Genomic DNA, 25,373 nt, shown 5'->3' with positions numbered 1-25,373 from the left:
GCCGCTCGGTGTGGTGTTGCCCATGACGAAGCAGCGCCAACCCGCTTTTTCGGCTTCCCAGTCCTCATCTACCGGTGCCGGTGCCAGCAGCGTCATCAGGTCAATACGGCGACCCCTCAGAGTGACCATGTCAAAGGTCCTCACGGATCATGATCGTCAGCACCCGCCGGGTCTTGCTGGCGTCACTGGGATCTTCCGACCCATATTCGAGTGCGGCGTCGTAATAATCGATTTTGAAGTAAACCGTCGTGCCCTCGAACTCGAAGTTGCCACGGTCTCGTTCGGCCGCATCGGCTTCGGTGAACACATGGCGACGCACTGCGGCAAACAGCCGTGCCTGGACCACAATCTCCATGGCCCTGTCGCCCGTTGCGAAGGTGCCGAGACAGGTCCTGGTCACCATGATCCGGGCGGTACGGTCTATCCCCTGTCGGCAACGGTCGTTGAGACGGGCGATGGCTGCGAGACGCGTCTGGGCGCTCGCCAGCGGAGGTTGTGCGATCATGTCAGTATCCCTTGGTTAGATCAGGCGGCGATCAGCGGTCGCTCGATCGCAGCGACGCCGGCGTTGAAGCGGTCGATCCAGTTCCGCATCGTCGGGCGTTCCCCCAACGGGATCGAGGCGGCGACGTCCTGAAACCGGATCAGTTCGGTCGGCGCTGTGTTCCAGATGCGGTCGACCTCACGGGCGGGTAGCAGTCCCTCGTTGCGGATGAAGTCGGTCATCCGGCCCGGGCGGGCTTTCGTGCCCTTTCGCCAGAGCCCCTCCACCGTCGTCAGCCGCGGCGCTGCACGAGCCTCGACCAGGACGATCAGGCGCAGACACCAGCGCGGCAGGTCCCGGATTTCTTGTGGCTGGTTCGCGATGCAGAGCCAGCAGGCCGATTTGGGCGGCACCGGCAGGCCTTCCGCCACGATCCTTGCGGTGCACGCCGCGCGATCCCAACCCCATTCCCGCAAGGGGTACTCGCAGTCGTATAGTGGATCATCGATCGACAGGGCATGGTTCGCCCGTGCCGTGTCACGCGGGCCGGCATCGTAGCCGATCAGCCGTTTGACCCGTTGCCCTCTGTCCCACGCGTCGATCGCCGGCTTCCAGGTGGCAAGGAAGGCATCCTGCGGCGCCTTTTTGTATTTGAGGCTGCAGCTGGACCCGCCGAACGATTTGCTCGGCATCGTCGCGTTCGTCAGACACATCTCCAAGAGACCGTAATAAGGCGGCCAATGCTTGAAGCGTTTCGGCAGATACGACACGATCTCGTGGTGGATCCCGCGTGCGTCCATCCACGGACGGATGACGTCGAGATAGGCATAGGTCGCCGGTTTCTCGACGCCGGTATCTGCGGTCAGGACCAGATCGATCCTATCGCCGCGGGCGATCTTCTCGATCAAAAGGGCGGTGCTGTCGACGCCGACACCGTAGGCGAGGACGACGGGCGCTGAAGGCGGGCCATCCATCTTACGCGACTTCGGGCGTGCGTTCGGCGACAACGACTGCGAGTCCGTCGCGTGTCATCGTGATCGTCACCGTCCGGTCGGACGGGACCAGCCATGGATAAGAAGACAGTAGCGACCGAACACGGACCTCGAGGGCGGCGTCGCTGCCTTCCAGAATACCGACAACCCGCTCGGTTGCGTCCCTGATGAAGCGGCCTCGCTGCGTATCGTAACTGTCAGCGTCGCCGTCGCCGGCCGGATCGAACGCTGATCGTTTAGCGATATCGACTACATCGCCCGTGACCAATTCCGCTCCGCGCCGGATGAAGATCGCCAGATCGTCGATATGGCTCGACAGGTCATGGTCTGCCGCAAACGCGATATCGGCCGGGCATCGAACATCAACGTACGCGCCGGCATGGGATACCGTTGCGATCAGATCCAGCACGTCGACATAACCATTGTCGACGTCGGTCGGAGCGCCGGTTTCCGCATCGATTGCGAAACAACGATCTTCCTGAATGATCTCGAAGCCGATCATATCGACGCGGGCCAGTGTATCGTACCAGCGGTAACCGGCAAACGCCGGCTCTTCGCCGACCAGTTTGCTGCCAAATGGGGAGTGGCGCTCGATCGCCAGTGCGACCGGCTGGGCAATTAGAGCGTCGATGTCGGGCATGATGACCATCGACATGTCCGAGACACGCGTGCCGCTCAGGTAATTTTCGCCGCTGTCGGCATGAGGCGCGACCCAGCCGAGAAGATACGGCTCGGCTTCGCCGATCTCGATGCCGATCGAGCGTGCTTTCGACCATGCGTCAAAAGCCAGCCGGTGTGTGGGCTGCGCGGCGATCGTGCGGAAAATGGCTGCCGTGAGCGCGGCCCGCAGCTCGTCGAGCGCGGCATTCTGCACGGCTTCCTTGCGTGCCGGCAGGACCAGTTGGATCGCAGGGCAGTCCACGATATCAACGCGCGCATTCCAGACCTGCCCGCGGCCGACCTCGCCGATACCAATCATCGCAAGCGGAATGGTCACGCCGTGGAAATTTAGGCGTGGATCGCCAAGGCGGGTGCGCGCCGAGTCCTCTTGGAAGACGCCGATCCTGCAACCGTTCCACTCCTCGACCAGGATCGCGCCAGCTAGCCAATCATCCTGCTCGACCGGCTCGCCGTCAAAGGTCACCGGTAGCGGGTAGTGACGTGCGACCTGCCGGACGGCGTCGTCTAGCCCTTGGGACCATTCTTGCGGTACTCGCACCGTGATTGCGGTGCCGCGCACGATAGGATCATTCGAGACGACGATCGGCCTACCGCTTTCCCATGCGCCCGCAGGAATGTGCGTCATCCAGCCCTGCCGTTCGGGCCGTGACCAAGACCGAATGATGACGTCGCGGCCCGCGAGGCTGAACACGCCCATACCGGCTGGATCCTCGCTTTTCTTGATTTCCTCCGACCATCCCGACCGGCCGAGCGTCACGACCGCTGCCGGGTCAGCGATACCGCTGCCATCGTCGACGATGTGGATCAGCCGATCGCCGTGACTGCCGGCGGTGGTGATCGTGACCGTGCTGGCACCGGCGCGACGTGCATTCTGGAGCAGCTCGCTCAGGACGTCGTGTGCCGATCCATTGAAAAGGCGTCCGACCTTGGCAATAGTTTCGGGCGCAACGCTGGTTGCGATCATGGCAGGGAGCATGGCTGTGTCCTCGGGCTCGGCGGGGCCATTCCCCGCATCTGCCTGTCACCTCCCCCTCCCTCTTTGGGCCTCGGGCCTAATTGGTCGGCCTGGGTGAACACCGGTCCCGTCACCTTTACCCGCTGCGCGCACGTTCCAGCGCTCAGGCGTAGCGACACTCTTGGGACGCGAATACGGACCAGAGGTGAGCCTCCGCATCGATCAGGTGGTCGAAGCTCCGGCTGGTGTTGCCTACGTCGACGATCCAGTCGGTCCCATGCGCCTGGATAAAGCCGACCGAGTAGACGCGGCCTGGGCTATCCGACGGTGGGATTGTCGCCAGATCGTGACCCGCCGCGGCCAGGCTTGGCACATCGCGCCCCGTTACGCGCCAGGTGTCGAACCGGGCCGCCTCGTCTGAGGCCGTCAGGTAATAGCGTGTGGCGACTTCCCATGCGGCGTTGACGTGAGCGAGGTCGGTGCCGAGTGCATCGGCATCGCCATTCCCGACTATCGCGGCCGCGCGTGTAGCTTGCCAGGCCGCCAGCATGACCATGTTGGCGTCGAGGAAGTCGTGCGACGCACAGATACCAGCTGCGATCGTCTGGTTCTGTAAGCGCATCTGGCGCCACTCATCCGGATCGAGCTGTTCTGCGAGACCGTGTGCGAATGCGCAGGCGAGTGTCTCGATCGCAATATGCCCAAGGGCATCGGCATAGTTGTCACCCGCATAGGCGACCGTCAGTTCGCCGACTGCGTCACGCCGGCTAAAGGTGAACCTCGCGCTCTCCGGGAATTCGCGCATCGCCGGCTGTTCGTAGTCGATCCAGATCTGTGCGGCCTCGCCCATCGGACCAACGCAAGGTCCGAAGCTCGGTGCCGTTTCGTGCCGCCAGCTCATCTCGGACCATTCCGGCGGGATCGGCACCATCGTGTCGATCGCATAGTCGGGAAAGAACGACGGCCACGTCGGCATCACCTCGTGGGTGGTGAACCCGTGGGACAGGCAGACCAGACCTTCCGTAGTGCCCAGCCGTCGGTATCCCTCGATCGTCTCGGCATCGCCGTCGGCGCCGTCGATCAGCTCGGCCAGCACGTAGGGCCATGCCGAGACCGGCACCCTGACGTTGAGAAAGCCGTTCCAGGTCGTGTCATCGGTGAAGCCGGGGAACGTGGCTCCTTCCCCGAACGACCACGCGATCGGGCGCAGACGATTGTCCTCTCGCGTTGTGTCCACGGCCTCGGGGCGGACGTCGAACTGGGCAAGCGCGCGTGCAAACGCGGTCCGGTGCTGAAAGCGGCCTAGCGCCGACAGGACGTCGACATAGGCAGAGCGTGCCTCGTCGGTCTGGAACTCGTGTTCGGTTGCATCGCGGGCGGAGAGATATTCCCGGGCAAGTGTCACCGGGTCGGTCCGGATCGTGTCGGCGAAAGTGGCTATGTAGCGAGTGCGCATGGGGAAGGATCCTGTCCGGCCTATTCCGGTCTCCCTCCCCTCACCCCCTCTCCTCTCCTGCGCCGCCCTGGCTGGTTAGCCGGGCGTCTCGCTCTTCAGCACCGCGGCGCGTGCGCGTTCTTCCTCGGCTGTGTCCATCAGCAGCACCAGTATCGAAGGTTTGATGTCTTCAGTGAGAGCGCGCGTATCGACGATATGCCGCCCGCCCTTGGTGATCGCGAACGCGTTGAACGTCGGCATGTTGCCGCCATCGGCGCTTGGGATCGTCGTGCCGCGATCGTGAAATTGAATATCGACGAACCTGGCTGTCCCGTCAGGGCTGTGAGGCTGGAAACTGAAGGTGACGCGGCGACCGTCGCTGGTCTTTGCACTAAGCGTGAAATCGCCGTTCGGTAGGTCAATGACCTTGTGCGGCACGTCGTTGAAACCGGCAAAGCCGATGGCCTCGGAATCGGCCTTGGTCATCACGGGCAGGTCGCGGATGTCAGGCATGGTCATCTCCTCAAGTGAAGGTGGAAAAGCGGGGCCTGCGGTGTCAGCCACAGGCGTCCATCAGGCGGGTGGCGCCGCCAAAGGCGCGCAGGGCCGCTGCCATTTCGCGGCGGATGTTCGTCTTGTTAGAGACGGTGATCTCGGTCGCGAGACGTTCGCCTGTAGAGGTGGCATAGCCTTCGGCGAGCGTGCCGCCTTCGGCCTCGATCCGGATCAGGTGGCCGCGGCGCGGCGCTGGACCGACATGGCGGGCGGTGAACTCCCCGAGCTTGCCAGTCAGACCCTTTATGGCCTTGCCCCACCGGATGTGGCCGGCGCCCAGATTGTCCGTGCCGTCGTAGCCTCGGTCGAGCCAGCAGCGCAGATGCGCACGCTGTTGAAGCAGCGAGTTTTGCGATCGCTCCATGTTCGCACACAGCGGCAGTGCGCTTGCGAACGCGTCGACGATGCGAAGGTAGTCGCCCTGTACCGCGATCAGGACGTCGTCGAAATCGTGTCCACTGAGGATGGCGCGGAGGGCATCGCCGTGGCTAGGATCCGCGATCATTTCGTCGGCGCGGGAAGCCGCGATCGGCACTTTCGTCTCGACCGGGCATCCATTCACGACGAAGCCGTCATGGCGGTCGATCGTGACTATCGTCATGGCCTCGGTGCCGGGTCGGGCGCGGATCTCATCAACGAGGCGCAGACTCGAGACGCGCATCAACCCTGGCGTCACCTCTTCGATCGTGGCGTCAGAGACGATCAGCAGACGCCTTGACCACCGCGTTGGGCGAGCATGATCGTTTGGCTTGGGCCAGCTGCTCGGCGCCGGTCGTGCCCTCGGCGGTAGCGGCGCTACCGGGCGTTGATTATCCCGGCGAATGGCGGCGAGGTTGCTGCGTCGCGCGGCGTCGAACAGGTCGGCCTGGTCACCGCCACCATCGGCAAAACCACGGTCATAGGACTCGCGCTTGGCGTCCTGCCGACGCGAGCCATCGGCGCAAAAGCGATGCTCCCATCCAGCATCGGCCGCGGTCCAGCCGCTCGCGTAGGCAACGGCAATATCCCAGTCATAGCCGTAGCGATCACGGCCACGCAGGATCGCAATCTCGCTATCGACGATCGTCCCTTCCCCCGCGCGCGATTCCATGAAGGCGAAGTTCCGGGTCTGCCGTTCGGCCTCCGTCCTGGCGGCTATCGCGTCGTTCAATGGCTTCATCGCCGCGATACGTTCGCGTCCCCGTGCCATGCGTTCCTCCAGTGGCGCCGTGTGTGGCAAGTCCGGATAGGATCGCCAGATCAAGGCAAGCTGTGTCGCCTGTTCGACAGATCGTCCACGCCTCAGCCAGCATCGCATGTCCGTGGAATCAAAATAGTCCGGCTCCACGGCCTCGACGTCACGCGGTGACCGGACAAGGGGGAACGCTCCCGCCGGGACGATCCCGGCGGGCTGCGATTGCAGCATCAGCATTGTCTCAATCCTTCAGGGGATGGGCGGGGGTTACGCTTCGGCCAGACGTTGGCGCGCGGCCTCCGCCTGTTGCGGAAAGGCCGATGCGAGGTGGCCGTGAAGGATACCGAAGTCGGCGATCGGGAACGTCCCGTCGGCGTTCGGCCTCGTCGTAAGCAGCGCACCGATCACCAGCTCGACGTGGTCGAGGCGTTCGATCTTGGCGACCGAACCAGCGTAGATGACCGGGGGCGTAAATCCGGCCTCGAGCCATGACCCCAGACCCTCCTCTACCGCCTCGGCATACGCCTGAACGGCTTCGTCTTCCTCGTCCTCGATGTGGAGGGCAATCGTCCGATAGACCCCAAAGTCATGTCGGTTCGTATGCGGCCCAAGCTTGCAGCCGGCGGGCGGCATGCCGTGCCGCGCGATGATCGCCAGCTTGTAGGCGAGGATCTCGAACGTGTTCACGGCCTCGAAGTCCGGCGTCTGGCCGAGTTGGGCGCAGTCCTCGTTGGCCGGTGCGCCACCAATATCGATAATGTAGGACATGGGGTATCTCCATCGATCCACTTGGATCGACCTAAACCCCATCCCCCTTCTCTTTAACCGCCGCGAAGCGTGGTGCTCAGGATCGATAAAGGAACCGCTGCGCCGGTCCGTCGACAGATCCGAGCGTCTTGAGGCGGTCGGTCTCAAGCGTCGCGCCGAGCGTTTCCGGCAGGTCGGCATAGCGGGCGGCAATCTCGATCGCCGCTGCTGCGGTCGGTAGCTCGTCGGGCTCAGTACCCTGCCATTCGACCATGTCTTCCTCGCCTTTCATGGTCGGGTGAGGACGCAGGACCTGAACAAAGAACGTCGCCAAGGGTCGATCCCAACCGATCGCCACGGTGGTGCCGGCGCTGCCGGTGAAAGTATGACGGCTCATCAATTGATCCCCCAGTCGGTCAGGAAGCGAGCGTGATCCACGCAAGCTGCCACGGGCGCGGATGCGGCGTAAAGCGGAGTACGCCGGGGACCTGTTCAGCATCACCAGCCAGCCGCTCGACCAGCCAGTCGATATAGAGGATGGCATCGGCCATATCCCCCTCGAGCAGGTCGTCGAGCATCGCCGACTGGCGCGCGTGATCCTCGGTGAGCATCGACCAGTCGAGCGCATCAAGGAAACGCTCCCGTCGCTCGATGAAGTGCGCAATGCGCGTGGCGTCGGCTCGTGCAACCGCGAGCGCGTCTTGGATGTGCATGGGCATCACTCCTTCAGGCGGCGATCAGGACCGGGGCGACAGGCGCGACCGGGCGGACTGAGATCGACAGATCACGGCGCAGGCGATCAGCGAAGCGGTCCGGCTTCAGCAGATCGGCCATCGGCGCGTAGTGGTTGGGCGGGCTCGTGCTATCGCAGACAGCCCGGTACGCTACCTCGCGACCCTCGTGGCGTGCGCCGATCCTGACAGTGACGGCAAACTCGCCGGCCGCCAGCAGGACATGGCCGGATTGATCGCGTTCGCCCTGAAGCGACACTATCTCGAATGTCCCCGGTGCCAGGCCGATGCAGACGGCGAGGGCGTTCATCGCCTCGGTCGCTTCGATATGAAAACGCTCCTTGGCGCCGGCATCATATTCCACGCCGCGGATTGCGAGCGCCAGCAGCGTCGGGAACCGCTTCAGGTCTTCGAGGCGGCGCCTGCAGGCGTGGCGAAGTACGTCGCGGGGCGCACGATTGGTCGACACGGTTGCCATGTGACGCGCCAGCAGGACGACAGCGGGGTCGCTGTTGGGATCGACGCCGGCATTGCGGCAGTCGTCGACCGCTTTTCCGATCGCGTGCAATGTCGCGACGACAGTGGTGAGGGCGCTCGGGTCCAGCGCTTGTTGGTGGCGGAAAGGCACATCGTAAATCATCGACGCATGCTCCGAATGAGGACCGTGCGCTCTTTCGGCGCACACTCTTCACCCCCCTCTCTTCTCCCGCGACACCCGGTTTGCGCTCGTATCGTCAGCCCCTCAGGGCTGGGCGCTTGGGCACGTCTCGGGAAAGATGTTGCCGGATTTTGGCAACATCTTTCCGGCCTTTAGTCGGCCCCCTCCCCCTCCGTTGGCCAGAGGGGGTAGGGCGACGACGCTCCCGATCGTCACGGCATCAGTTCAACATCAAGTTCGGCGAAGGTGTTGACCGGGCGGGAGCTGTCGTAGCGCGCTGCATCACACAGGCCTTTGAAGTTCGGTCCTTCATACTGTGCGAAGCCCAGGTGATCGCAGCCGGTGATGCGCTGCCCGGTGACGCCGACCTTGCCCTTGGGCACCCAGTCGGCCCAATCTCCGGATGCTGAGCGTACCCCGATCTCTCCGATCGCGGCCTCGTAGAGCGCTACCTTCTTCAGGACGTAGCTATCGCTTGGGCTGATAACCTCGCCGGTGAAGGCACCGTATTGCATCGGTCGCCAGTGACGTGCCGTTTGATGGGCAAGGTTGCGCTCGATGTCGAACAGCGGGTCTTTCAACGCTGCGAACTCGGTTTCGAACCCGACGACCACCAGCGACCAGTTGACGTCCTCCTCGTAGTAGATGCTGTCGAGGCGCAGCGCGTCCGGCATGGCAGCCTGACGCTCATCCGACAGGACGAAGCCACCATGCGAGGGAGTCGTAACGAACCAGATACCCGGCAGGCGCTGGATCGCGGTATCGGGAGTGTCCCAGAGCGTATGCACGGGCGCGGTGGTCGAAGTGAAAGCGGGCATGATCGTCTCCTTGATCGATGCCCTTCCCCTCCCCCTTCTCTCCCAGGCCCCTGTGCATTATCCGGACACAGATTCACGGTAGGCTTGGCTTTCACACTAGCCTTGCCTTTCGGTCAGCGGATGAAAGGGGTTTGCGAAAGACGTTTTCCGTAGGGACGCGCCAGCGCCGCCATTACCCGCGAAGACGGTCGTTTATGAAAGGAATGATAGGGCGGAAGTTGGTTCGGTAACGGCCAGGATTGGAATGATAGACCGGTCGACTTACGGATGATCCGCCATGCTGAAAAATAAATGCGGCATGGGAAAAGTCATCTGCGCTTTTCAACGCCCCGGCATCCAACAGAGCTTGGGTGCGCTTTCGACGCTCTTCGTCCTAGGGACCAACCGACGCCCAATCAATGTTTGAATCTTGTCGCGCTTTCTGATCGGCGTTGAAGATCGCCGTCATTTCGGAGTTAGATGCTTTTTCAACACTTCGATCGGATGCGGCCGATGGCGTGGCCGAGGCCAACAGGAAAATGGCAAGTGCACGACTGAACATTGCTGGGCTCTCGATCGATCTGAACTGCGACAAAGTGATACCGTTCGGGTGCTGTCCGCAAGCCGTAATGCGTAGCTATCATAGCTCTTCGGGGCAGCTTTTCCGAAATTCGATCGAATTTTGGGAATGCGCAGGCTTTCTTAAATGCCGAAATGGGAATGATTGATCGAGTCAGCACGCAGTCTGGCCTTAAGCTTTCCGGCATCAGCAAAATCGAGGGGATCAAGAGGCGAACATTCGCGCTCTGCGCGGGCCCAACAAACCAGATCCGGCCTTTAAAATCCTCCGCGATACTTGCTATGCAGTTTCAAACGGGGGGAACATTCATGCGTATCGGTTTAGCTATTTTTTTTTTAGCGATCACGGCCTTTTCCGGATCGGCAGCCACTGCGCAGGACGCGTTCACGGGGCCCCATATCGGGGCGGCAATAACAGCGGTGGATCATCATTTCGTTTTAGAAGAAACAGCCTTCCCCTCCGGAGAGACCCGTCGCTTCAATGTGAACCGTTGGGGTCCAGGTGGACAGGTGTTTGCCGGATATGATCTGGCAGTGTCCCCCCGCGTCATACTTGGCATTGAAGGCGCATTCGACTTTGGAGGTCATACCGCTATCGAACGCAACGAGTTCTACGTATCGGGCATTAAACCCCGCTACGGATTTAGCGCGACGGCCAGAGCTGGGTTCGTCGCGACACTACGCCTGATGTTGTATGTCGGTGGAGGCTATGGCGGCCACAATTATCGCGTCATCGATTCTGATCCTACCCCCGGTCAAGACGATCTGTCCCGAACCCGAAGCTTTGTGCTGCGCGGCGGTAGCGAATACCGGTTGACGGAACACGTTGGAATTCGCGCGGAGTTCGAACACCTTGACGGCACGCGCAACAGCTTCATGCTTGGCGTACCTATTCGGTTCTGATGCAGGAGGCCTAATGATGCGCGCTATTTCAGCAGTGTTTGGGGTTGCACTCGTGGCCGCGGCGCCAGCACCCGCAACGCCAGACGCTTGGCTTCAAACGCGAATGGATCGGATCGTTGAAGCCGCTGGGTTTGATCGGGGCGTAGTGCGTACGGTACTTGTAACGGACCGCCAGTTAGAAATCGACGGGCAAGGGGTAACTATCGCGGTGCCTCGGGGCCTAGTGGCGAACGCGCCATCAGCACAAGCTGTCGACGGGATTCTTGCAATGCTCCTGTCGTACCGGCAAGAATCCGTTCCACGCCGTGGCGGAGCATCAATCGGTGACCTGGCAGCGTTGGCAACGCTGGTGGCCGCGACGGGCGGCATATCGGAGGATAAGAGCACGAAAGTCATCCCGCTCGGCGATGGTGTTCGTCCATCCGCCAGCGCGCTTGCAGGGCGCAGCAAGGCACAACGGGGTGCTCGCTGGATGGAAGCGGCTGGGAGTTGCACGCCTGCGCTCACGGGCTATCTGCGGACTTTGGCGCGGGGGTCCATTGAGGATGGCGCTACCGTTCCAGCTCGGCGACTGCTGGCTGACATGGGAGCGTTGGCATATCCTACCGCGCAACCGTGTGTGATTGAGAAGGATGACGGCTTCTCTACTGTTCGGGGTCAACTCGTTGCTCCTTCCTAGCGCAATGCATGGAACTCGATCCAATGCCAGGGGCAAGCCGTGAAACGGTTCCTACTAATGCTTTCAATCTCGCTGCCTCTCCCAGCATGTGACGACCATTCGACGACCGCTGGCAGAGTTCAGAATAGCCTTATTTCCCAAACTTGGACGTTACGCCGGCTGAATAACAAGCCTGTGCAGATTGAAACGGACGCCGCCCCGACCCTGCGTTTCATGGCAGATCGTCGGATCGAAGGTTCGTTAGCTTGCAATAGGGTATTCAGTCCGGAGCGATGGTGGAACGTGCTCGGCTACGAGTTTCGATGGGATTGGCCTGGATCAGAATACCGATGGTCTGCCGATCCCTCGGGATACGAAGGCCGCTTAGAACCCGCTCTCATGGCCATGACTGCCAAAGGATGCGGCGGGGGATCGGCCGACCGGATCGGCAGGGCGTTCTGGAAGAAGATGCAACATGCCCGCCGATGGTCGCTTCAGGGTAGACACCTTGTCATAGGATTCGCAGACGGAGGCAAAGCAGTCTTGATCCCGCTTTCGTTACGATTCCCCCAGTGAACTGATGGAGAAGGATGCCCCTTTCAGCCACTACGTTCCTGATTTGGATCGAAAAAACAGAACGTAACAGAGTTCTCGAAACTCATAAGTTGTGGTCAAACGGTGCATGAAAGCTGGAGGATACTGAGGCATGAAGATGATTGGCCTGATCGGTGGCATGAGTTGGGAAAGTTCTGCCGAATACTACCGCATTCTCAATGAGGGCGTGCGGGACCGGTTCGGCCCGACCGCGTCGGCCCGCTGCCTCCTGTGGTCATTCAATTTCGCGGAAATTGAGGACTTGCAGCACAGAGGCGATTGGCTGGGCCTTACGACGCAAATGGTCGATGCGGCAAGACGCCTCGAAGCGGCGGGGGCGGACGTGCTGCTGATCTGCACCAACACCATGCACCGCATGGCGACCGACGTTCAGGCCGCGGTAGATATTCCCCTGCTGCATATCGCCGATCCTACGGCCGAACGCATTAAGGCGGCCGGCTTTAAGAAGGTCGGACTGCTCGGCACCGCGTTTACGATGGAACACGCTTTCTACAAGGGAAGGCTCACCGATCAGCATGGTCTCAACGTCGTCGTGCCGGACGACGAAGACCGCGCTATCGTTCATCGTATCATTTATGAGGAGTTGGTGGCCGGTAAGATCTTGCCGGCATCGCGTGAAGCTTACCGCGCGGTCATTGCCCGCCTCGTTGAGAGCGGAGCGGAGGCGGTGATCTTGGGATGCACCGAAATCATGCTGCTGGTTCGGCCGGAAGACAGTCCGGTGCCTATCTTCGACACAACCGCCCTCCATGCGGCAGCGGCGATCGATATGGCTCTGGCTGGTTGACCGCGCGCTCCCCAAGAGGATGGTGTTTCAAGAATGGCAGGTCTGGGCTTCGAAGCGACCGGCAATGACTATGGCGTCTTTTCGAGCGGTATACGACGATCCCATGCCGCGCGCTGATTTTCTTGGGCGGCTAAGGGTGGAACATTGCTGGCCTTACGAACGGCATCAGACAGCAAGCCGCGTTGGTACGGCTCCTGGGTGTATGTGGTCGTCGGTCGCGTGAACTGCGTGCCATATATCTGCGGTCGGCCGCTGTACTGAAGATAACGGTCGAGGGTTGCCGCTCCGATCCACGTCGCGTCTGAGCGTCCGCGTGCAATAGCGATCATCGCCAGTGCGTGCGCCCTCATGAAATCGTCGGGCTTCTCGCCATGCTGAAAAACAAATGCAGCATGATAAAAGTCGTCGCCGCTCGACAATCGACCACTATCGAGCAGTTTTTGCGTCTGCTCTCGCCGGGCGCGATCCGCAGGGAGAACGACTTTCCAGTCAATGTGCGCCGGATCGAGGCGATCAGCTTGGTCGGCATCAAAGATAGAGGTCATAGCCTCACTGGTCGATCGAATGGTGTCAGGAATATACCCTCGATCAGTCTGCCACGGACCCAGCCCAATCGGTGACGCCACCCGCGTCAGTTCATATATGGTTGAATCGAAGGCTGCCCACTGCATGCTGGCGTGACTCGCGCCGTCCGCATGGATCGCGATACGATCCGGCGCTCCCCCAGGCCAAGGATTATCGAAGACAAGCTCGACGCCATCTTCAATTTTATGCGCCTCGCGAGAGCGTCGAGTAGTAGTGTCAGCTTTGATGTCGTTGAAATATTCACCGTTGGTGTCGTAGCTGCTTGGCTGCGTCCACGATCCGGTCCAACCCTTGCGACTGCGCGACACTTCAAGAAGCATTAGCGTCGAGCCCTGTGCGCGGAGCGCCCATATACCGGCAACATCCGCTGCGCACGTTGGTGCAGCACCGCCGATCACCGCCAAAACGGTAACACAAAATTGGATAAGCATTTTCACTGAGCGATTTTGGCCGAAAGATCGAGGGCGTCAATATCGACGCATCGCTGCTATCGGTATTATCTTCTACACGCACCAACCGCTGGGGGTGGGCGAAGGTGGCCGGATGGCATTCCGGAATTGATCGAATTCAGAGAATGTCTGGTTTAAGTTTCGATCTTTCCAAGGCTGGTTCAAAAATGCCATTTTAATGTGACGGCTGCGGCAGGCGCTACGCCAATAGGACTGCCATGCTGGATGACATGTACAGTCGATTCTGCATTCAGCGGACCGGTGAACTCGGCGCGTATCGGACGCGCGGCAAATCTGCCTGTATCAGATATCCAAATGTCCATGCCTTTAGGAGCGCATACAATAATCTCGTCAGATTGACCTCTGTCTATGCAGGTAGGTTCACGCGGCCGAACTTTTGCAAGATCAAAATTGACTAGAGTTGGAGTGACAATAGTCGAACTGGGCGATGCGGCTAAAAAGGCGACCATCAGGGTTACGGTCATATCTCAACCTCTTCTCGTTAAGGTAGCGTTCGCTAGAAGATACAAGCGTGTTACGACAATTTACATGTAGAGGTGCCTGCCGCTTCAACAGCTGCCGCCCGGATCGCGGATACGGGATTTTGCACTCTAGCTAAGTCAGGAGCCTCCACCCTTAGGTGTTCGATGCCGCTACCCCACTGTTCGCGCCACCAGTTGCTTGCGTCCCGTGCACTTATCTGTGGAAGCATGATCCTGGCGTAGCTAAGCATTTCATCAGGCGGGATCAGGTCTCGACCATCAGCAAGCGCGTGAGAAAGATCTTTCGCAAGGTCAACGTTCGCGGTTCTCGGCATATTAATTGCGCGCTGCTTCAGATCGGCCTCAAGGTTGTGCCTAGCCGCAGCCCATTCCTTCGCCGTAAATCCCGAGGTGGCAAGATCGCACGTCATCTTCCGCAAACCCGTAACCGCCGGTTTCCATTGATCGGCAGCGAAGTTGTCCCAGAGCATGATCTGGCGCTGACCTTGCTCACCGTTCTCGATGAACATGCCGACCTTACCGGGCGGGCTTCCAAGCTGGAGGGCAGCGAGCCGGTCATTGATCGCACGTGTGACGAGCAAGTCCATGATGTCGGCCCGCGCTTGCTGATCGCGCGAAGATGGCGGGACCGGCGTCGGCATTACCACTGTCACCAGCGCAGTCCGACGTCCTTGAGGAAGCGCGGAGAAGCTGACCGGACGGATGAGATTGCGCTGGAACATAGGGAACGTTTCTTGGCGATGCGCGGGTTTTATAGATATCCAGTCCCCAAAGCGCTTCTCGACCAGCTTCTTCACCTCACCCGGCCTCACATTGCCGACGACGACGATCATCATGTTCTCAGGGCGATACAAGCGTCGATACAGGCCACGAATGGTATCAATACTCGCGGTCGGCACATCGTCGGAGTTCTGCGCATCGAGCCTGTCGTTTGGTGAACCGGGAGCGATTGCAGCGATGTAGTCGGCGTAAATCTCATTGCCGAGCTTCTTGTCCGCCATTTCCCGTATGACTTCACCCCGCGAGGTATCGACCGCATCGGCGCGAAGGGTCATGCCTGTGGCAGCGTCTCTGAACAGGGTCAGCAGCACATCGAGGTCTGCCGAAGCCGTCGTTCTGGTCGAAAGGTAGTAGTTTGACTCCCGCCACGATGTGGAACCCGCATTCGGTGCGGGTAACGTCAGAGGCATACCGATACGCTTAAGGTGGTCTGAATCGTCTGGCGAGCCGATGGTCGGGCTGTGGAACACAATGTGTTCGATTAGATGTGCCAGACCCCGTTCGCCTGGACGATGCTCCGCAATGAAGCCGCCCTCGTTGCGCATGAGTACTGCAACGCCAGGTTCATTGCCTTGCCGGGGCAGGATCGCAAATCGTACACCGTTTTCGAGACGGCCAATTACCGGGGCGCCCCAATCGGCGGAGGGGCGATCTACGGTCTCTGAACTGACGCCGACCGCAGCAGGCCTCCTATCCGCGGCAAGTCCCGAAGAAGATAAAACGAACAGCGGGACGGTAATCAAGCACATCGATGCTTGGCAAAATTTCCGCATGTAGGCTCCACTCCTCGACAGGCCGGCCGCCCGTATCATGCGAGTATTTCTAGCCGGCTGGATCGGTGATGTCCCACCTTTGAGGCAGAAAAGTGACTATGTGCGTGGTGTCAGCGCCGATCGTCATTTCCGATCGCGAACAGGGAGCGGGGGACGTCGGCGCTGTGTCGATTAGAGTCGAAAAGCAGATATGGCGTCAGACATATCCCGAACAGCGTTCAGTAGTTTACAAACCGCCTAGCGTACGTCGACAGTCGGGAGTTTGGGCATTCGTTACATGAATCTGCTGAACCGTAACTCGCTTGTTTCCCTGCGGGAGATACCGGATCGTACGGTGTTTGCCATTGTCTTCGACCAACAATGCATAAGGCACTAGTGCGTTATCCGGCTCGCCTTCCGTTCGGGCGAGTATCTTCATGCCATCTCGCAACCCTGCCGCATACGCTGGCAACAATCGATCAACGGCGGTTGCGACATTCCCGGCGTTTGCGGTCAGCTCCGCGTCGAAGCCTGGTGAGAACGACGGGCGTTGTTCGGTGACGATCTTGGCGCATGGTCCGAATGTCCCTGCCGGCAACAGGATCGGTTCACCGTTGATTAGGTAGCGGGCTACATCGTCAGTGGTGTTCAAACCGTTCTTGCGGATTAGCTTCTCAAAAAGGAAGGTCGCCTGCTCTCTCGAAGACCGCGCGGTCGCGATCTGTGCGTGCAGCACCGTGTCCAGATTCACCGCGCCCTTGCTTCCTGCCAGTAAGCGCTCGTTCCAGATCGCCGCCAGCATCGCGCCGCGCTGATAGGGTAGCTTCTGCGCCGAATCGTTGCTCCAGAAAGCCGCCGTAGCCTGCGCTCCCGGCATGGTTCGGACAGGAGAACCGGCATAGGCCGCCAGCATTTCGTTCCAGATGGATGCGAACTCAGTCGGCGTTATCAGGCCAGCGCGCACCATCAAAGCGCGTGCGTAATAATCGGTAAAGCCTTCACTGAACCAATAGGCAGCAGGCCGCTCTTCCCGATCTTCTAAAAGGGCGCCAAGTTGCCCCGGATTCCAGGTATGAAAATACTCGTGGGCCAGGAGCCATTTCATACTTGTTGAAGGCGTTCGCTGATCTATCCATAACGCGAATGCGTCCCCGCGTCCGGTGCCAGCGAAACCCATTGTCGTTGGGCTGCCGACAATCGGGGCAGCCGTTACAAGGAAGGGAGCACGGCGGCTTGAGTTCCAGAAGGCCCGCTCCAGTGTAATCACCTGACGCGCCAGGCTGTCTAGTTGCTCCGGGGCAAACGAATAGCTGCCAATGGTTGCTACTCTCACCTCTGAGCCGTCTGACGCCGCAAAGGTGCGAAGATTACGCCCGCCGATAACGACGCTTTCCAACACGTCGGCCACGGTGCCGGAACGGCTCGCCTTGCGGTTTCGACCGGCAAGATGTTCGAGGTCGGAGGCGAAGCCCATACCGTTTGAGCCTGACCAATCGAACGTGGCTGGTGCGTTCTCGCGATCATCGGGGTAGCCGAACATTGCATTGCCGACCGCATAAAACCACTTAGGTCTGATAACAGGTCGGGGCTGCTGGCTGTCGTCTACGGTTGGGTCGTGATCGTAGCCAGATACTATTCGGTAGGTCACTGTCAGCGCCTCGCCGGGAGCCGCAAGAATGCGCCAATGGCCGTCTCGATCTTTCTCGACAGCGGTTGCCCCTTGGACGTCAAAGTCGCGCGCCCACTGCCACAGCCTGCGCTCTCCGGCCCAACCTTCGCCCCATCCGAACCCGGTAGTGCCCGAAGGACTGGCACGGAAGCGGACTTGAACGCGCAACCCGGTAAGCAAGTCACCAGATAAATCAGGCGCTAGGGTATATTGCACGGGGACGGTGATTTCGCGAGGTGCGTTGGACGCGCCTAGCAATAGCAGAGTGAGGCTCAGCGAACGCAAACGCATGCCGCTACCTTACCCAGTGAAACAGGTTCGGCAATCTATTCGCTCTTCCCCCAAACGAACGGCGATCGAGAAGGCCGGAGCGTTCTCGGAATCGATGCCGAATTGGGAAAGGTTCTCAGGGCCGGCCACCATCGGCTACATGCCTTGGTATGAAGGCATATCCTGCAAACCGCCTAACCCTTCGCCTCCTAACGTCGATCTTGTCGATTGTCGGATTCTTCGCCTGCTCGGTCGCGTTATCTGCTGAAAACATCCCGCCCCCCGCCACAGGTCGCGTGGTGGCAATCACCTTCGATGACCTTCCCTACGCAAGCGAAGGGTCGGGCATATCGACCAAGGCCGCGATCGATGCGCAGCACCGCATCGTTCACACGTTACGACAAGCCCATGTGCCAGCAACCGGCTTCGCCAACGAGGATAAGGTGGTGGCGCTGGGACCTGTCGGACCACGGCTGCTTGCCGAATGGAACAAGGGGCTGCTTGCGCTCGGTAATCACGGTTACAGCCACTTCGACAGCAACGATCTCAACACTGAAACTATCGAGCAGGAGGTCGTGAGGGGAGAAACTACCATCCGCCCAATGGCCGCGTCGGTCGGTCGCGCGATCCCGTTCTTCCGCTTCCCTTACAATCATATCGGCGACACCGAATCCAAACGTGCCGCGATTGAGAAATTCCTTGCCGATCACGGATACACATTGGCCGCCTCAACCATCGACACGTCCGATTATCTCTTCAACAACGCCTATGAACGTGCTTTCGCCAAGCGCGACAAAGCCATGATGCGGCGGATCAAGCACGCCTATCTCGATCATAGCCGTATTCAGATCGCCTATTATGGCGAACTGGTCCGGAAAGTTATTGGACGTGTGCTGCGCGGCGATGAAGGTGAGACAGCAGCGTCAATCAAGATGAGACTCCGTTTGGGGCTGTCGGCGTAGGGCGTAGCCCGGAGCCGACAGCCCCAAACGGAAGCCCTTTCGAAGGGCTTTGGTGGTCGTGACCGGCCTACATCTGGGCTTTTCCTTGGGGGAAGAGCGCAGGTGAGCGGTCGACACGTCAACGATCATCAAACGAGGCTCTTTATGAAACATCGTCAAAGCGACCCGGTGCCCGTGGCAGCGGCCAAGGCCGGTATCAGCCGGGCGACCGCCTATCGACTGCTCAAGGGCGGCAAACTCCCGTCCCAGAAGGCGGAGCCGCGAGGTCGGCGCCGACCAGACCCGCTGGCAGAGATCTTCGACACCGAGATTGTCCCACTTCTCCAGGCGGCTCCCGGCCTGCGGGCCGTTGCCATATTTGAGGAGATGCTTCGCCGGCATTCGGATCTGTCGCCCGGTATCCGGAGGACCCTGGAGCGGCGCATCCGGACATGGCGTGCGCGGCATGGTCAGGACCAGGAAGTCATTTTCCGTCAGACCCACGAGCCCGGCCACATGGGCCTGTCGGACTTCACCGATATGGGCGACCTCGATGTGCCCGTCACGGTCGCCGGCGAGCCGCTCAAGCATCTCCTCTATCACTTCCGGTTGGTCTGGTCGGGTTTCGAGCACGCCCATGTCATCCTCGGCGGCGAGAGCTATGTCGCCTTGGCCGAGGGACTGCAGAACGCCCTGTGGGCGGTAGGCGGCGCGCCACGCCTACACCGCAGTGACAGCCTGTCGGCCGCATTCCGCAATCTCGACGCTGACGCCAGAGTTGACCTGACGCGGCGATATGATGCGCTTTGCGAGCATTATGCGATGGAGCCGACGCGCAACAATCGCGGTGTCGCCCATGAGAACGGCGCTATCGAAAGCCCCCACGGCCATCTCAAATATGCCGTAAACGACGCACTGTTGATGCGCGGATCCGGCGACTTCGACGATTTGACCGCCTATCGCGCCTTCATCGACGAGATCGTCGCGCGCAAGAACCGACGCAACGCGGCTCGTATCGATGCCGAGCGCGCAACGCTGCAGCCGCTCCCGCAGCTTCGCACCGGCGACTATGAGGAGAGCATTGTCCCCGTCACCTCGACCAGCAGCTTCACGCTGAAGAAGGTCTTCTACACGGTCCCGTCGCGCCTCATCGGCCACAGGCTGAGGGTCCGCCTGTATGACGACCGCCTCGATATCTTCCTCGGCGCGACGCGTCTCATGACGCTCCGTCGCGGACGAACGCCCAGCGACGGCAAGCACGGACACGTCGTCGACTACCGGCACGTCATTCACAGCCTGCGGCGCAAACCTATGGCGCTGATGAACCTCGTCTACCGCGACCAGATCTTTCCGCGCGAAGCGTATCGCCGGACATTCGACCGTCTTATCGAACAACTGCCCGAGCGCGTCGCCTGCAAGATCATGGTCGAGTTGCTCTCGCTCGCGCATGAGCGGGGTTGCGAAGCAGAGCTGGCAGATGTTCTGGCAGCGGATCTGGACGCCAGGCGCCTGCCAGACCTCACGCAGCTACGAGCACGCTTCTCACCAGACCCGGCCAGCTTGCCGGTCGTCTCGGTGCAATTGCCCTCGCTTGCCGTCTACGACACTCTGCTGACGGGAGCGGCCGCATGAACCCCGCTGTCGACACCCAGCGCCTCGCATTCATCCTCAACGAACTGCGTCTGCCTGCCATCAAGCAGGCCTGGCTCCAGTTCGCTGAACGCGCCGACAAGGAGGCGTGGCCGGCCACCCGCTTCCTCGCCGCGCTCGCCGAGCATGAGATCGCCGAACGCGACCGGCGACGCATCGAGCGGCACCTGGCAGAAGCACGCCTGCCACCAGGCAAGACCCTCGACACCTTCGACTTCACCAACGTGCCGATGATCTCGAAGGCTCACATCATGGCGCTCTGCGCCGGCGACAGCTGGCTCGAGAAGGGGGCCAACCTCATCATGATTGGCGGACCGGGCGGCGGGAAGAGCCATCTCGCCGCTGCAATCGGCATGGCACTCATCGAGGCGGGCTGGCGCGTCCTGTTCACCCGTACCTCGGATCTCGTCCAGAAACTGCAGATCGCGCGCCGTGAGCTCGCCCTCGAAAGTGCGATCGCCAAGCTCGACAAATATCACCTGCTCGTGCTCGACGATCTCGCCTACGTCACCAAGGACCAGGCCGAAACCTCCGTCCTCTTCGAACTGATTAGCGCCCGCTACGAACGCCGATCAACCCTCATTACCGCCAACCAGCCATTCGGCGACTGGTCGCGCGTATTCCCTGACCCCGCCATGACGCTCGCCGCTGTCGATCGCCTCGTTCATCATTCCACCATCTTCGAGATGAACGTCGAGAGCTACCGACGCCGCGCAGCCCTCCAGCGACAATCAAGCTGAGACACCGTCTGTCGCGGAGCGGCGATCAAGACCAAAGTTGGCCTTGCATTGCCTGTCGCGCCGCGACAATCTCGCTCCCGTCACGGCCGCAGAGTCTCATCCTGATCGCCGCTACTGTCTCATCCAGATCGCCGCTCAATAGACGTGAAGTTCCGGCGATCATGCTCCTGCACGCCAACAGGCTCAACTCCGCGACGATAGGGCAGCTTCTCGCCTTGTTCCGTTCAGCCGGCTACGGTTTCGTATCGCTGACTGAGGCGCAACGCGATCCGGCCTATTCCACGCCCGTCGCTGCGACGAAGTTCGGCCCTATGTGGGCGTATCGATGGGCGCGGGCACGGCATGTGAAGGTCGATGGGCGACTAGAGCAGGAGCCGCCCACCTGGATCGGAGCATATACCAGCGGGACCCCGTAACTCCGTCACCGCAACCCTGTTCGCCGCCAGCCAAAGCGGGTGTCAAAGCACGCCGAGATTTTGTAGCCATTGTCTAACCTGTCCCGGCCATTCCTTGGTGATCGGATCGGCGGTTGGACGCATTCCGAAGGCGTGACCGCCTTTGGCGTAGAGGCGCATATCAACTGGAACACCAGCGTCGGTTAACGCAAGCGCATAGGCCATTCCTTGACGGACGTTATCCGTCGGATCGTTCATGGCGTGGATAATAAGCGTCGGTGGGGCCTTTGGGCTGATCTTCACCCAAGGTTGCAGCTCAAGGCTGTTCTTCCCTTTGCTGTTGTCGAGCATCCGTGCCGTATAGGCCACGATCGCAAAGTCCGGCTGTGGCGATTGTTGATCGGCCGCATCGGCTAACGGGTAAGTGCGCTCGTCCGTATTGCTCATATTTGCCACGAGATATGCGCCCGCAGAGAAGCCGATCACGCCGATCTTGTGCGGGTCAATTTTGTAGGTTGTGGCCCGCTGCCGCAACAACCCCATAGCGCGCTGGGCGTCTTCCAGCCCCAACACCACCTTCGGTCGCTGCTGCTTTCCGTTCTCTTTCGGCCACACCTGCGGTGTCCGATATTTCAGCATGACGCAGGTTATGCCCTGTTGCAGAACCCAGTCGCAAATTTCGGTGCCTTCGAGGTCGGTCGCAACTGCGTAGAACCCCCCGCCCGGGAGCACCATCATCGTGGAGCCGGTGTCCCGCCCTTTGGGCTTGTAGATGGTCATGGTCGGTCGGGTGACATAGCTTGCCCAATGCCACATTTTCCCGCCGACAAGCGGTGAACCGTTGCCGGTAGCTTCGGGATGATCGCCCGTGTCGGGCTTCGCTAAAGCAACGTTCGCAGGCCAGAGCGGCACTTGCGTACCGCCTGGGGCTGGTTGCCACATCCCCTCGCGTTCTACCTTCGGAACCTCAATCTTGGCTGGGGAACTGCCGGCCTTGTTGGCTTGGGCATACGCTGTCCCGGCAATGCTGATCGCAATGAGAGAAGGTACAATAAATCGGAACCGCGACAAACCGTATCTCCTGTTGTGAGGGCACCGCCCATGTTCAAGGATCGGCATGAGTGCAGGAACGGAGATTAGCAGCCGGTACGAGAGGCGCAATCTACACCTTCCCGCAAAGGATCGCCAAATGGGACTCGTGTTCGTCGACGGTGGGTAACGAGGTTTGGCAGCCTCATAAAAAATGCCGGCGCGGGGCCGGCAAAGTTTTTGGAGAGGATGCCTGAAAGGCGTTGCCATGCTGCATCTGCTAAAAATGATATGCAAGCCAAACATTGCTGCGCTGCATCATTTTTTGATTGCACCGCTCAGCCTTTTCGCCCGACGGACAACTCCTGGACCCGCTCAGCGCGGCGGGCCATTTCTTCCCATCGTTCAGCCGAGCGCAGGGCACGATCTCGAACGTTAGGTAACACCGAGGCACTGGCCTCCGAGCGCTCCGCCTCAGCACGCTCCCTAAATAATTTCGCGTCGTCAGACATGCTGGCTTAGGTATCTCTATCAGCGGCTTAACGTCAAATTGGGTTGCTTCCAAACCGCACCGTCCGCAAACGGCGATTTCTTCATGTTATCCATGGGGGACGGCCGACGAGAAGGGTTGGGCGTTCTCAGAATTGATGGTCGAGTGGGAATGCTGACGCGCTCCCAAAGTTGTTTGTGCGCGCAAACCGAGAATGCCGGCGCCTACACCAACGGTGAGGATGAGCGACAGCAACCGACTGTGTCGCGCTCACAAGCCGGCAACCCCGCGGCCGGGGTTCGAGGGAAAAGCGGGCGGCATTGCTGCCGCCCATCCGTATCATTCAGCAGTTTCCGCCTGATCAGCCGGTTGGAACGACGGCTTGAGCGTGCGCTTCGCCTTGATTGCTGCTGGTGCGGACGCTTCCTTTTTGGTCTGCCCCGGCTTGCGGCCGAGGCCGATGGTCTTTGCCATTGCACGGCGAGCCTCGCTGTAGGTCTCTGCGACCATCGGGTAGTCTGCTTTGAGATTGTACCGCGCCCGGTAATCCTCAGGGGTAAGGCCATTCGTTGCAAGGTGGCGGCGCAGCGTCTTGTACGGCTTGCCGTCAATCATGCTGATAATGTAGTCCTTGCTCGCGAGCGACTTACGGACGGATACGGCCGGGGTATAATCCTCTGTCGGCGTGGCTTCCACTTGCGTCGTAGGCGCATCGAGACCTTTGACGGCTTGATGCATGGAAGCAAGGAAGGCCGGCACGTCATCAGCCGATGTGCGGGTATTTGGGTTGCTGAGCCAAGCGATGGTCAGCTCAGTAGCAAGCTCTACGGCGTTGGTCTCTTCGGTCATTGGTATTCCGGAATCAGGAGGGAGGTCGGGCTGGGCACCAAAACAAGGCGGCAGAGCCGATGTTCTACATGGCGCAGGCATGGGCAGTGTCAACATCGCGGCCGACACGAGCTGTTTATTTGAGCCTTCCCAGCCAAACCGGGAGGAGGGGCGCCAGCAGCGAGTGGATCATGTCAAAGTCAGCGTCTCGCAGTTAAATGTCGCAACTTGGTGGATTGCAGAAGGTCCGCTTTGCGCGCACGCTGGCACTTAGCCGACAATGATCATTTTTCGCGCTAAGCGTTGTTAGCCAGTGGGTAGAGGAGTGGGATTATGACGAAGACAATCGCAAGCCTGTTTGGTGCCGTTCTCGTCGCCAGTGTCGGGACTGCCTCGGATGCTCAGACCATTACCGCGGCCAATCCGGCCCAGTACGGAATGGGCCAGTACCTGTCAGAGGGGCGGTATCGCGCGGAAGGCACATTGCGCTCAAGATGCTTGGAAGAGGAGAAAGCAGACCGCCTCACTACAACGTGTAAGCAATATAAGCATGAGCTGAACCGGCTCCTTCGGAAACAGTCAGCTATTTAACATCAGCTGTGAGCATTGGCTGGCCGCCCCATGGCGGCCGTCAAGTTCGATGAACCGGATCGTGGATGACGGCTAATAGGTGAATGGCGACCGGCAGCTACATGAAGTCCGATGTCCGATCCGGTCGTCCGCGACCAATCAGAGCAGCGTTGCTGTGTGGCAGCCTAGTCTCGAAACGGCGGTGTTCCGCCTTCGCGTCGTCATCACCGAGTCGAGCAGCTTGACTAAGCCAATGCCGATAGCCCGACAGGTCGCGCCGATTGAACGCGTTCATCGCAAGGTGCTGTGCGCCGAGAGCGTTGCCAGCGCGAAAAGCTCGATATGCGAGGCCACTTTGGCTGAAGGGTTCGGCAATCCGGCCAATTTTTGCAAAAGTGCTCCCCAGCTCGGTCATCGCGATGGTGTCACGTCGAAGTGCGAGATGCCATAGAATCGGCATTCGGTGCCCGTTTCGATGACTATCGCGAATTGCCCAGTACCGCGCCCACAGTCGATCATGCTTGTTCATACCGTCGACAATGACTTGCTGAACGAACGGCTGCAATCGGGAGCCCCTTATTGACCTCTGAACGGCGGCAAGTGGGCGCAAGCCGAACGGCAGCTTTCCCGCTTTGGATCGAGAAATGGGAATCCACGTGGCCCCGAAACGGCAATGCACCGCGCGATTTGATAAATTGCAGCCTGGCAACGTTTAGGCGCATGATTGCCCGTAGCGGAGTTGCCGAATTAAGCGGCAGAGACAGCTGTATGGCAGAGGACAACGTCATGGGACCAAAATTCAAGCTCGGCCTGCTGTTTGGTGCGCTTGGCTTGTCAACGGCTGCGGCGGGCGTGCCTGCGGTGGACGTAGGCGAATTCACGCGTGCCGTAGAGGTCTGCGTCCAAGCGACTACAAAGCTCGGTGTCGATGACAAACCATTCTTGAGCGGGGGTTGGACAACAGAGGCTGC

25 protein-coding genes are annotated in these 25,373 nt (G+C 60.3%); 7 read left to right on the top strand and 18 right to left on the bottom strand.

What is annotated here, in order from left to right:
- Window positions 1-130: 130 nt before the first annotated feature.
- The 11 genes from AC1MLZ_RS23870 to AC1MLZ_RS23820 all read right to left on the bottom strand — a co-directional run bounded on the left by AC1MLZ_RS23870 (window position 131) and on the right by AC1MLZ_RS23820 (window position 9,230).
- Window positions 131-505, bottom strand: coding sequence for a DUF3768 domain-containing protein (locus tag AC1MLZ_RS23870; protein WP_480962319.1), 375 nt, complete (start codon window positions 503-505; stop codon window positions 131-133).
- A 20-nt stretch (window positions 506-525) separates the two neighbouring features.
- Window positions 526-1,458, bottom strand: coding sequence for a hypothetical protein (locus tag AC1MLZ_RS23865; protein WP_480962318.1), 933 nt, complete (start codon window positions 1,456-1,458; stop codon window positions 526-528).
- 1 nt (window position 1,459) lies between these two features.
- A complete protein-coding gene (locus tag AC1MLZ_RS23860; protein ID WP_480962317.1) occupies window positions 1,460-2,914 on the bottom strand; it encodes an ATP-binding protein in 1,455 nt (484 codons plus the stop codon).
- Window positions 2,915-3,275: 361 nt separating this feature from the next.
- Window positions 3,276-4,568, bottom strand: coding sequence for a hypothetical protein (locus tag AC1MLZ_RS23855; RefSeq protein ID WP_480962316.1), 1,293 nt, complete (start codon window positions 4,566-4,568; stop codon window positions 3,276-3,278).
- Window positions 4,569-4,643: 75 nt separating this feature from the next.
- Window positions 4,644-5,060 carry a hypothetical protein gene (locus AC1MLZ_RS23850; protein ID WP_480962315.1) on the bottom strand — a complete coding sequence of 139 codons (417 nt, stop codon included), beginning with the start codon at window positions 5,058-5,060 and terminating at the stop codon, window positions 4,644-4,646.
- A 43-nt stretch (window positions 5,061-5,103) separates the two neighbouring features.
- The gene (locus tag AC1MLZ_RS23845) at window positions 5,104-6,291 is read right to left on the bottom strand and encodes a hypothetical protein (RefSeq protein WP_480962314.1); all 1,188 of its coding nucleotides are present in this window, start codon (window positions 6,289-6,291) and stop codon (window positions 5,104-5,106) included.
- Between the two features lie 252 nt (window positions 6,292-6,543).
- Window positions 6,544-7,044, bottom strand: a complete 501-nt coding sequence (locus AC1MLZ_RS23840) for a hypothetical protein (RefSeq protein WP_480962313.1) — start codon at window positions 7,042-7,044, stop codon at window positions 6,544-6,546.
- 76 nt (window positions 7,045-7,120) lie between these two features.
- Complete coding sequence (locus AC1MLZ_RS23835; protein ID WP_480962312.1) at window positions 7,121-7,420, bottom strand: hypothetical protein; 300 nt, start codon at window positions 7,418-7,420, stop codon at window positions 7,121-7,123.
- A gap of 19 nt (window positions 7,421-7,439) precedes the next feature.
- Window positions 7,440-7,736, bottom strand: a complete 297-nt coding sequence (locus tag AC1MLZ_RS23830; protein ID WP_253069900.1) for a hypothetical protein — start codon at window positions 7,734-7,736, stop codon at window positions 7,440-7,442.
- A gap of 13 nt (window positions 7,737-7,749) precedes the next feature.
- On the bottom strand, window positions 7,750-8,394 hold the full coding sequence (locus tag AC1MLZ_RS23825; protein WP_480962311.1) for a hypothetical protein: 645 nt from the start codon (window positions 8,392-8,394) through the stop codon (window positions 7,750-7,752).
- A gap of 230 nt (window positions 8,395-8,624) precedes the next feature.
- Window positions 8,625-9,230: a DUF7007 domain-containing protein gene (locus AC1MLZ_RS23820; RefSeq protein ID WP_480962310.1), complete on the bottom strand. Its 606-nt coding sequence runs from the start codon at window positions 9,228-9,230 to the stop codon at window positions 8,625-8,627.
- A gap of 699 nt (window positions 9,231-9,929) precedes the next feature.
- On the opposite strand from AC1MLZ_RS23820, the gene AC1MLZ_RS23815 reads away from it, so the two are divergent.
- From AC1MLZ_RS23815 to AC1MLZ_RS23805, 3 genes are all read left to right on the top strand, one after another.
- A complete protein-coding gene (locus tag AC1MLZ_RS23815) occupies window positions 9,930-10,691 on the top strand; it encodes an outer membrane protein (RefSeq protein ID WP_480962309.1) in 762 nt (253 codons plus the stop codon).
- A gap of 736 nt (window positions 10,692-11,427) precedes the next feature.
- On the top strand, window positions 11,428-11,925 hold the full coding sequence (locus AC1MLZ_RS23810; protein ID WP_480962345.1) for an META domain-containing protein: 498 nt from the start codon (window positions 11,428-11,430) through the stop codon (window positions 11,923-11,925).
- A 130-nt stretch (window positions 11,926-12,055) separates the two neighbouring features.
- On the top strand, window positions 12,056-12,751 hold the full coding sequence (locus AC1MLZ_RS23805; RefSeq protein WP_480962308.1) for an aspartate/glutamate racemase family protein: 696 nt from the start codon (window positions 12,056-12,058) through the stop codon (window positions 12,749-12,751).
- A gap of 68 nt (window positions 12,752-12,819) precedes the next feature.
- Here AC1MLZ_RS23805 and AC1MLZ_RS23800 read toward each other — a convergent pair whose 3' ends face one another.
- The 4 genes from AC1MLZ_RS23800 to AC1MLZ_RS23785 all read right to left on the bottom strand — a co-directional run bounded on the left by AC1MLZ_RS23800 (window position 12,820) and on the right by AC1MLZ_RS23785 (window position 17,780).
- Window positions 12,820-13,773: a hypothetical protein gene (locus tag AC1MLZ_RS23800; protein ID WP_480962307.1), complete on the bottom strand. Its 954-nt coding sequence runs from the start codon at window positions 13,771-13,773 to the stop codon at window positions 12,820-12,822.
- Between the two features lie 173 nt (window positions 13,774-13,946).
- Window positions 13,947-14,270 carry a hypothetical protein gene (locus AC1MLZ_RS23795; protein ID WP_480962306.1) on the bottom strand — a complete coding sequence of 108 codons (324 nt, stop codon included), beginning with the start codon at window positions 14,268-14,270 and terminating at the stop codon, window positions 13,947-13,949.
- 50 nt (window positions 14,271-14,320) lie between these two features.
- Window positions 14,321-15,841, bottom strand: coding sequence for a M16 family metallopeptidase (locus AC1MLZ_RS23790; RefSeq protein WP_480962305.1), 1,521 nt, complete (start codon window positions 15,839-15,841; stop codon window positions 14,321-14,323).
- Window positions 15,842-16,067: 226 nt separating this feature from the next.
- Window positions 16,068-17,780 (bottom strand): M61 family metallopeptidase, encoded by a 1,713-nt coding sequence (locus tag AC1MLZ_RS23785; RefSeq protein WP_480962304.1) that lies wholly within the window; start codon window positions 17,778-17,780, stop codon window positions 16,068-16,070.
- Between the two features lie 149 nt (window positions 17,781-17,929).
- Between AC1MLZ_RS23785 and AC1MLZ_RS23780 the strand changes: the two genes are divergently transcribed.
- The 3 genes from AC1MLZ_RS23780 to istB all read left to right on the top strand — a co-directional run bounded on the left by AC1MLZ_RS23780 (window position 17,930) and on the right by istB (window position 21,090).
- Window positions 17,930-18,721 carry a polysaccharide deacetylase family protein gene (locus tag AC1MLZ_RS23780; protein ID WP_480962303.1) on the top strand — a complete coding sequence of 264 codons (792 nt, stop codon included), beginning with the start codon at window positions 17,930-17,932 and terminating at the stop codon, window positions 18,719-18,721.
- Between the two features lie 102 nt (window positions 18,722-18,823).
- A complete protein-coding gene (istA, locus tag AC1MLZ_RS23775; RefSeq protein WP_151989758.1) occupies window positions 18,824-20,332 on the top strand; it encodes an IS21 family transposase in 1,509 nt (502 codons plus the stop codon).
- The gene (gene istB / locus AC1MLZ_RS23770) at window positions 20,329-21,090 is read left to right on the top strand and encodes an IS21-like element helper ATPase IstB (protein ID WP_159513485.1); all 762 of its coding nucleotides are present in this window, start codon (window positions 20,329-20,331) and stop codon (window positions 21,088-21,090) included. The genes istA and istB overlap by 4 nt, the downstream gene beginning before the upstream one ends.
- A 458-nt stretch (window positions 21,091-21,548) precedes the next feature.
- On the opposite strand, the gene AC1MLZ_RS23765 is transcribed toward istB, so the two are convergent.
- Window positions 21,549-22,556, bottom strand: coding sequence for an alpha/beta hydrolase (locus AC1MLZ_RS23765; RefSeq protein WP_480962302.1), 1,008 nt, complete (start codon window positions 22,554-22,556; stop codon window positions 21,549-21,551).
- Between the two features lie 787 nt (window positions 22,557-23,343).
- Window positions 23,344-23,853 carry a Ros/MucR family transcriptional regulator gene (locus AC1MLZ_RS23760; protein WP_480962301.1) on the bottom strand — a complete coding sequence of 170 codons (510 nt, stop codon included), beginning with the start codon at window positions 23,851-23,853 and terminating at the stop codon, window positions 23,344-23,346.
- A 312-nt stretch (window positions 23,854-24,165) separates the two neighbouring features.
- Here AC1MLZ_RS23760 and AC1MLZ_RS23755 point away from each other — a divergent pair, with 312 nt between their 5' ends.
- On the top strand, window positions 24,166-24,423 hold the full coding sequence (locus AC1MLZ_RS23755; protein ID WP_480962300.1) for a hypothetical protein: 258 nt from the start codon (window positions 24,166-24,168) through the stop codon (window positions 24,421-24,423).
- Between the two features lie 97 nt (window positions 24,424-24,520).
- Here AC1MLZ_RS23755 and AC1MLZ_RS23750 read toward each other — a convergent pair whose 3' ends face one another.
- Window positions 24,521-24,931 (bottom strand): hypothetical protein, encoded by a 411-nt coding sequence (locus tag AC1MLZ_RS23750; RefSeq protein WP_480962299.1) that lies wholly within the window; start codon window positions 24,929-24,931, stop codon window positions 24,521-24,523.
- Window positions 24,932-25,373: the final 442 nt, after the last annotated feature.

It is taken from the genome of Sphingomonas sp. PEI4, from assembly GCF_056679955.1.
Note: the sequence above shows the minus strand (reverse complement) of the source record. Positions and strands in the feature narration are given on the sequence as shown.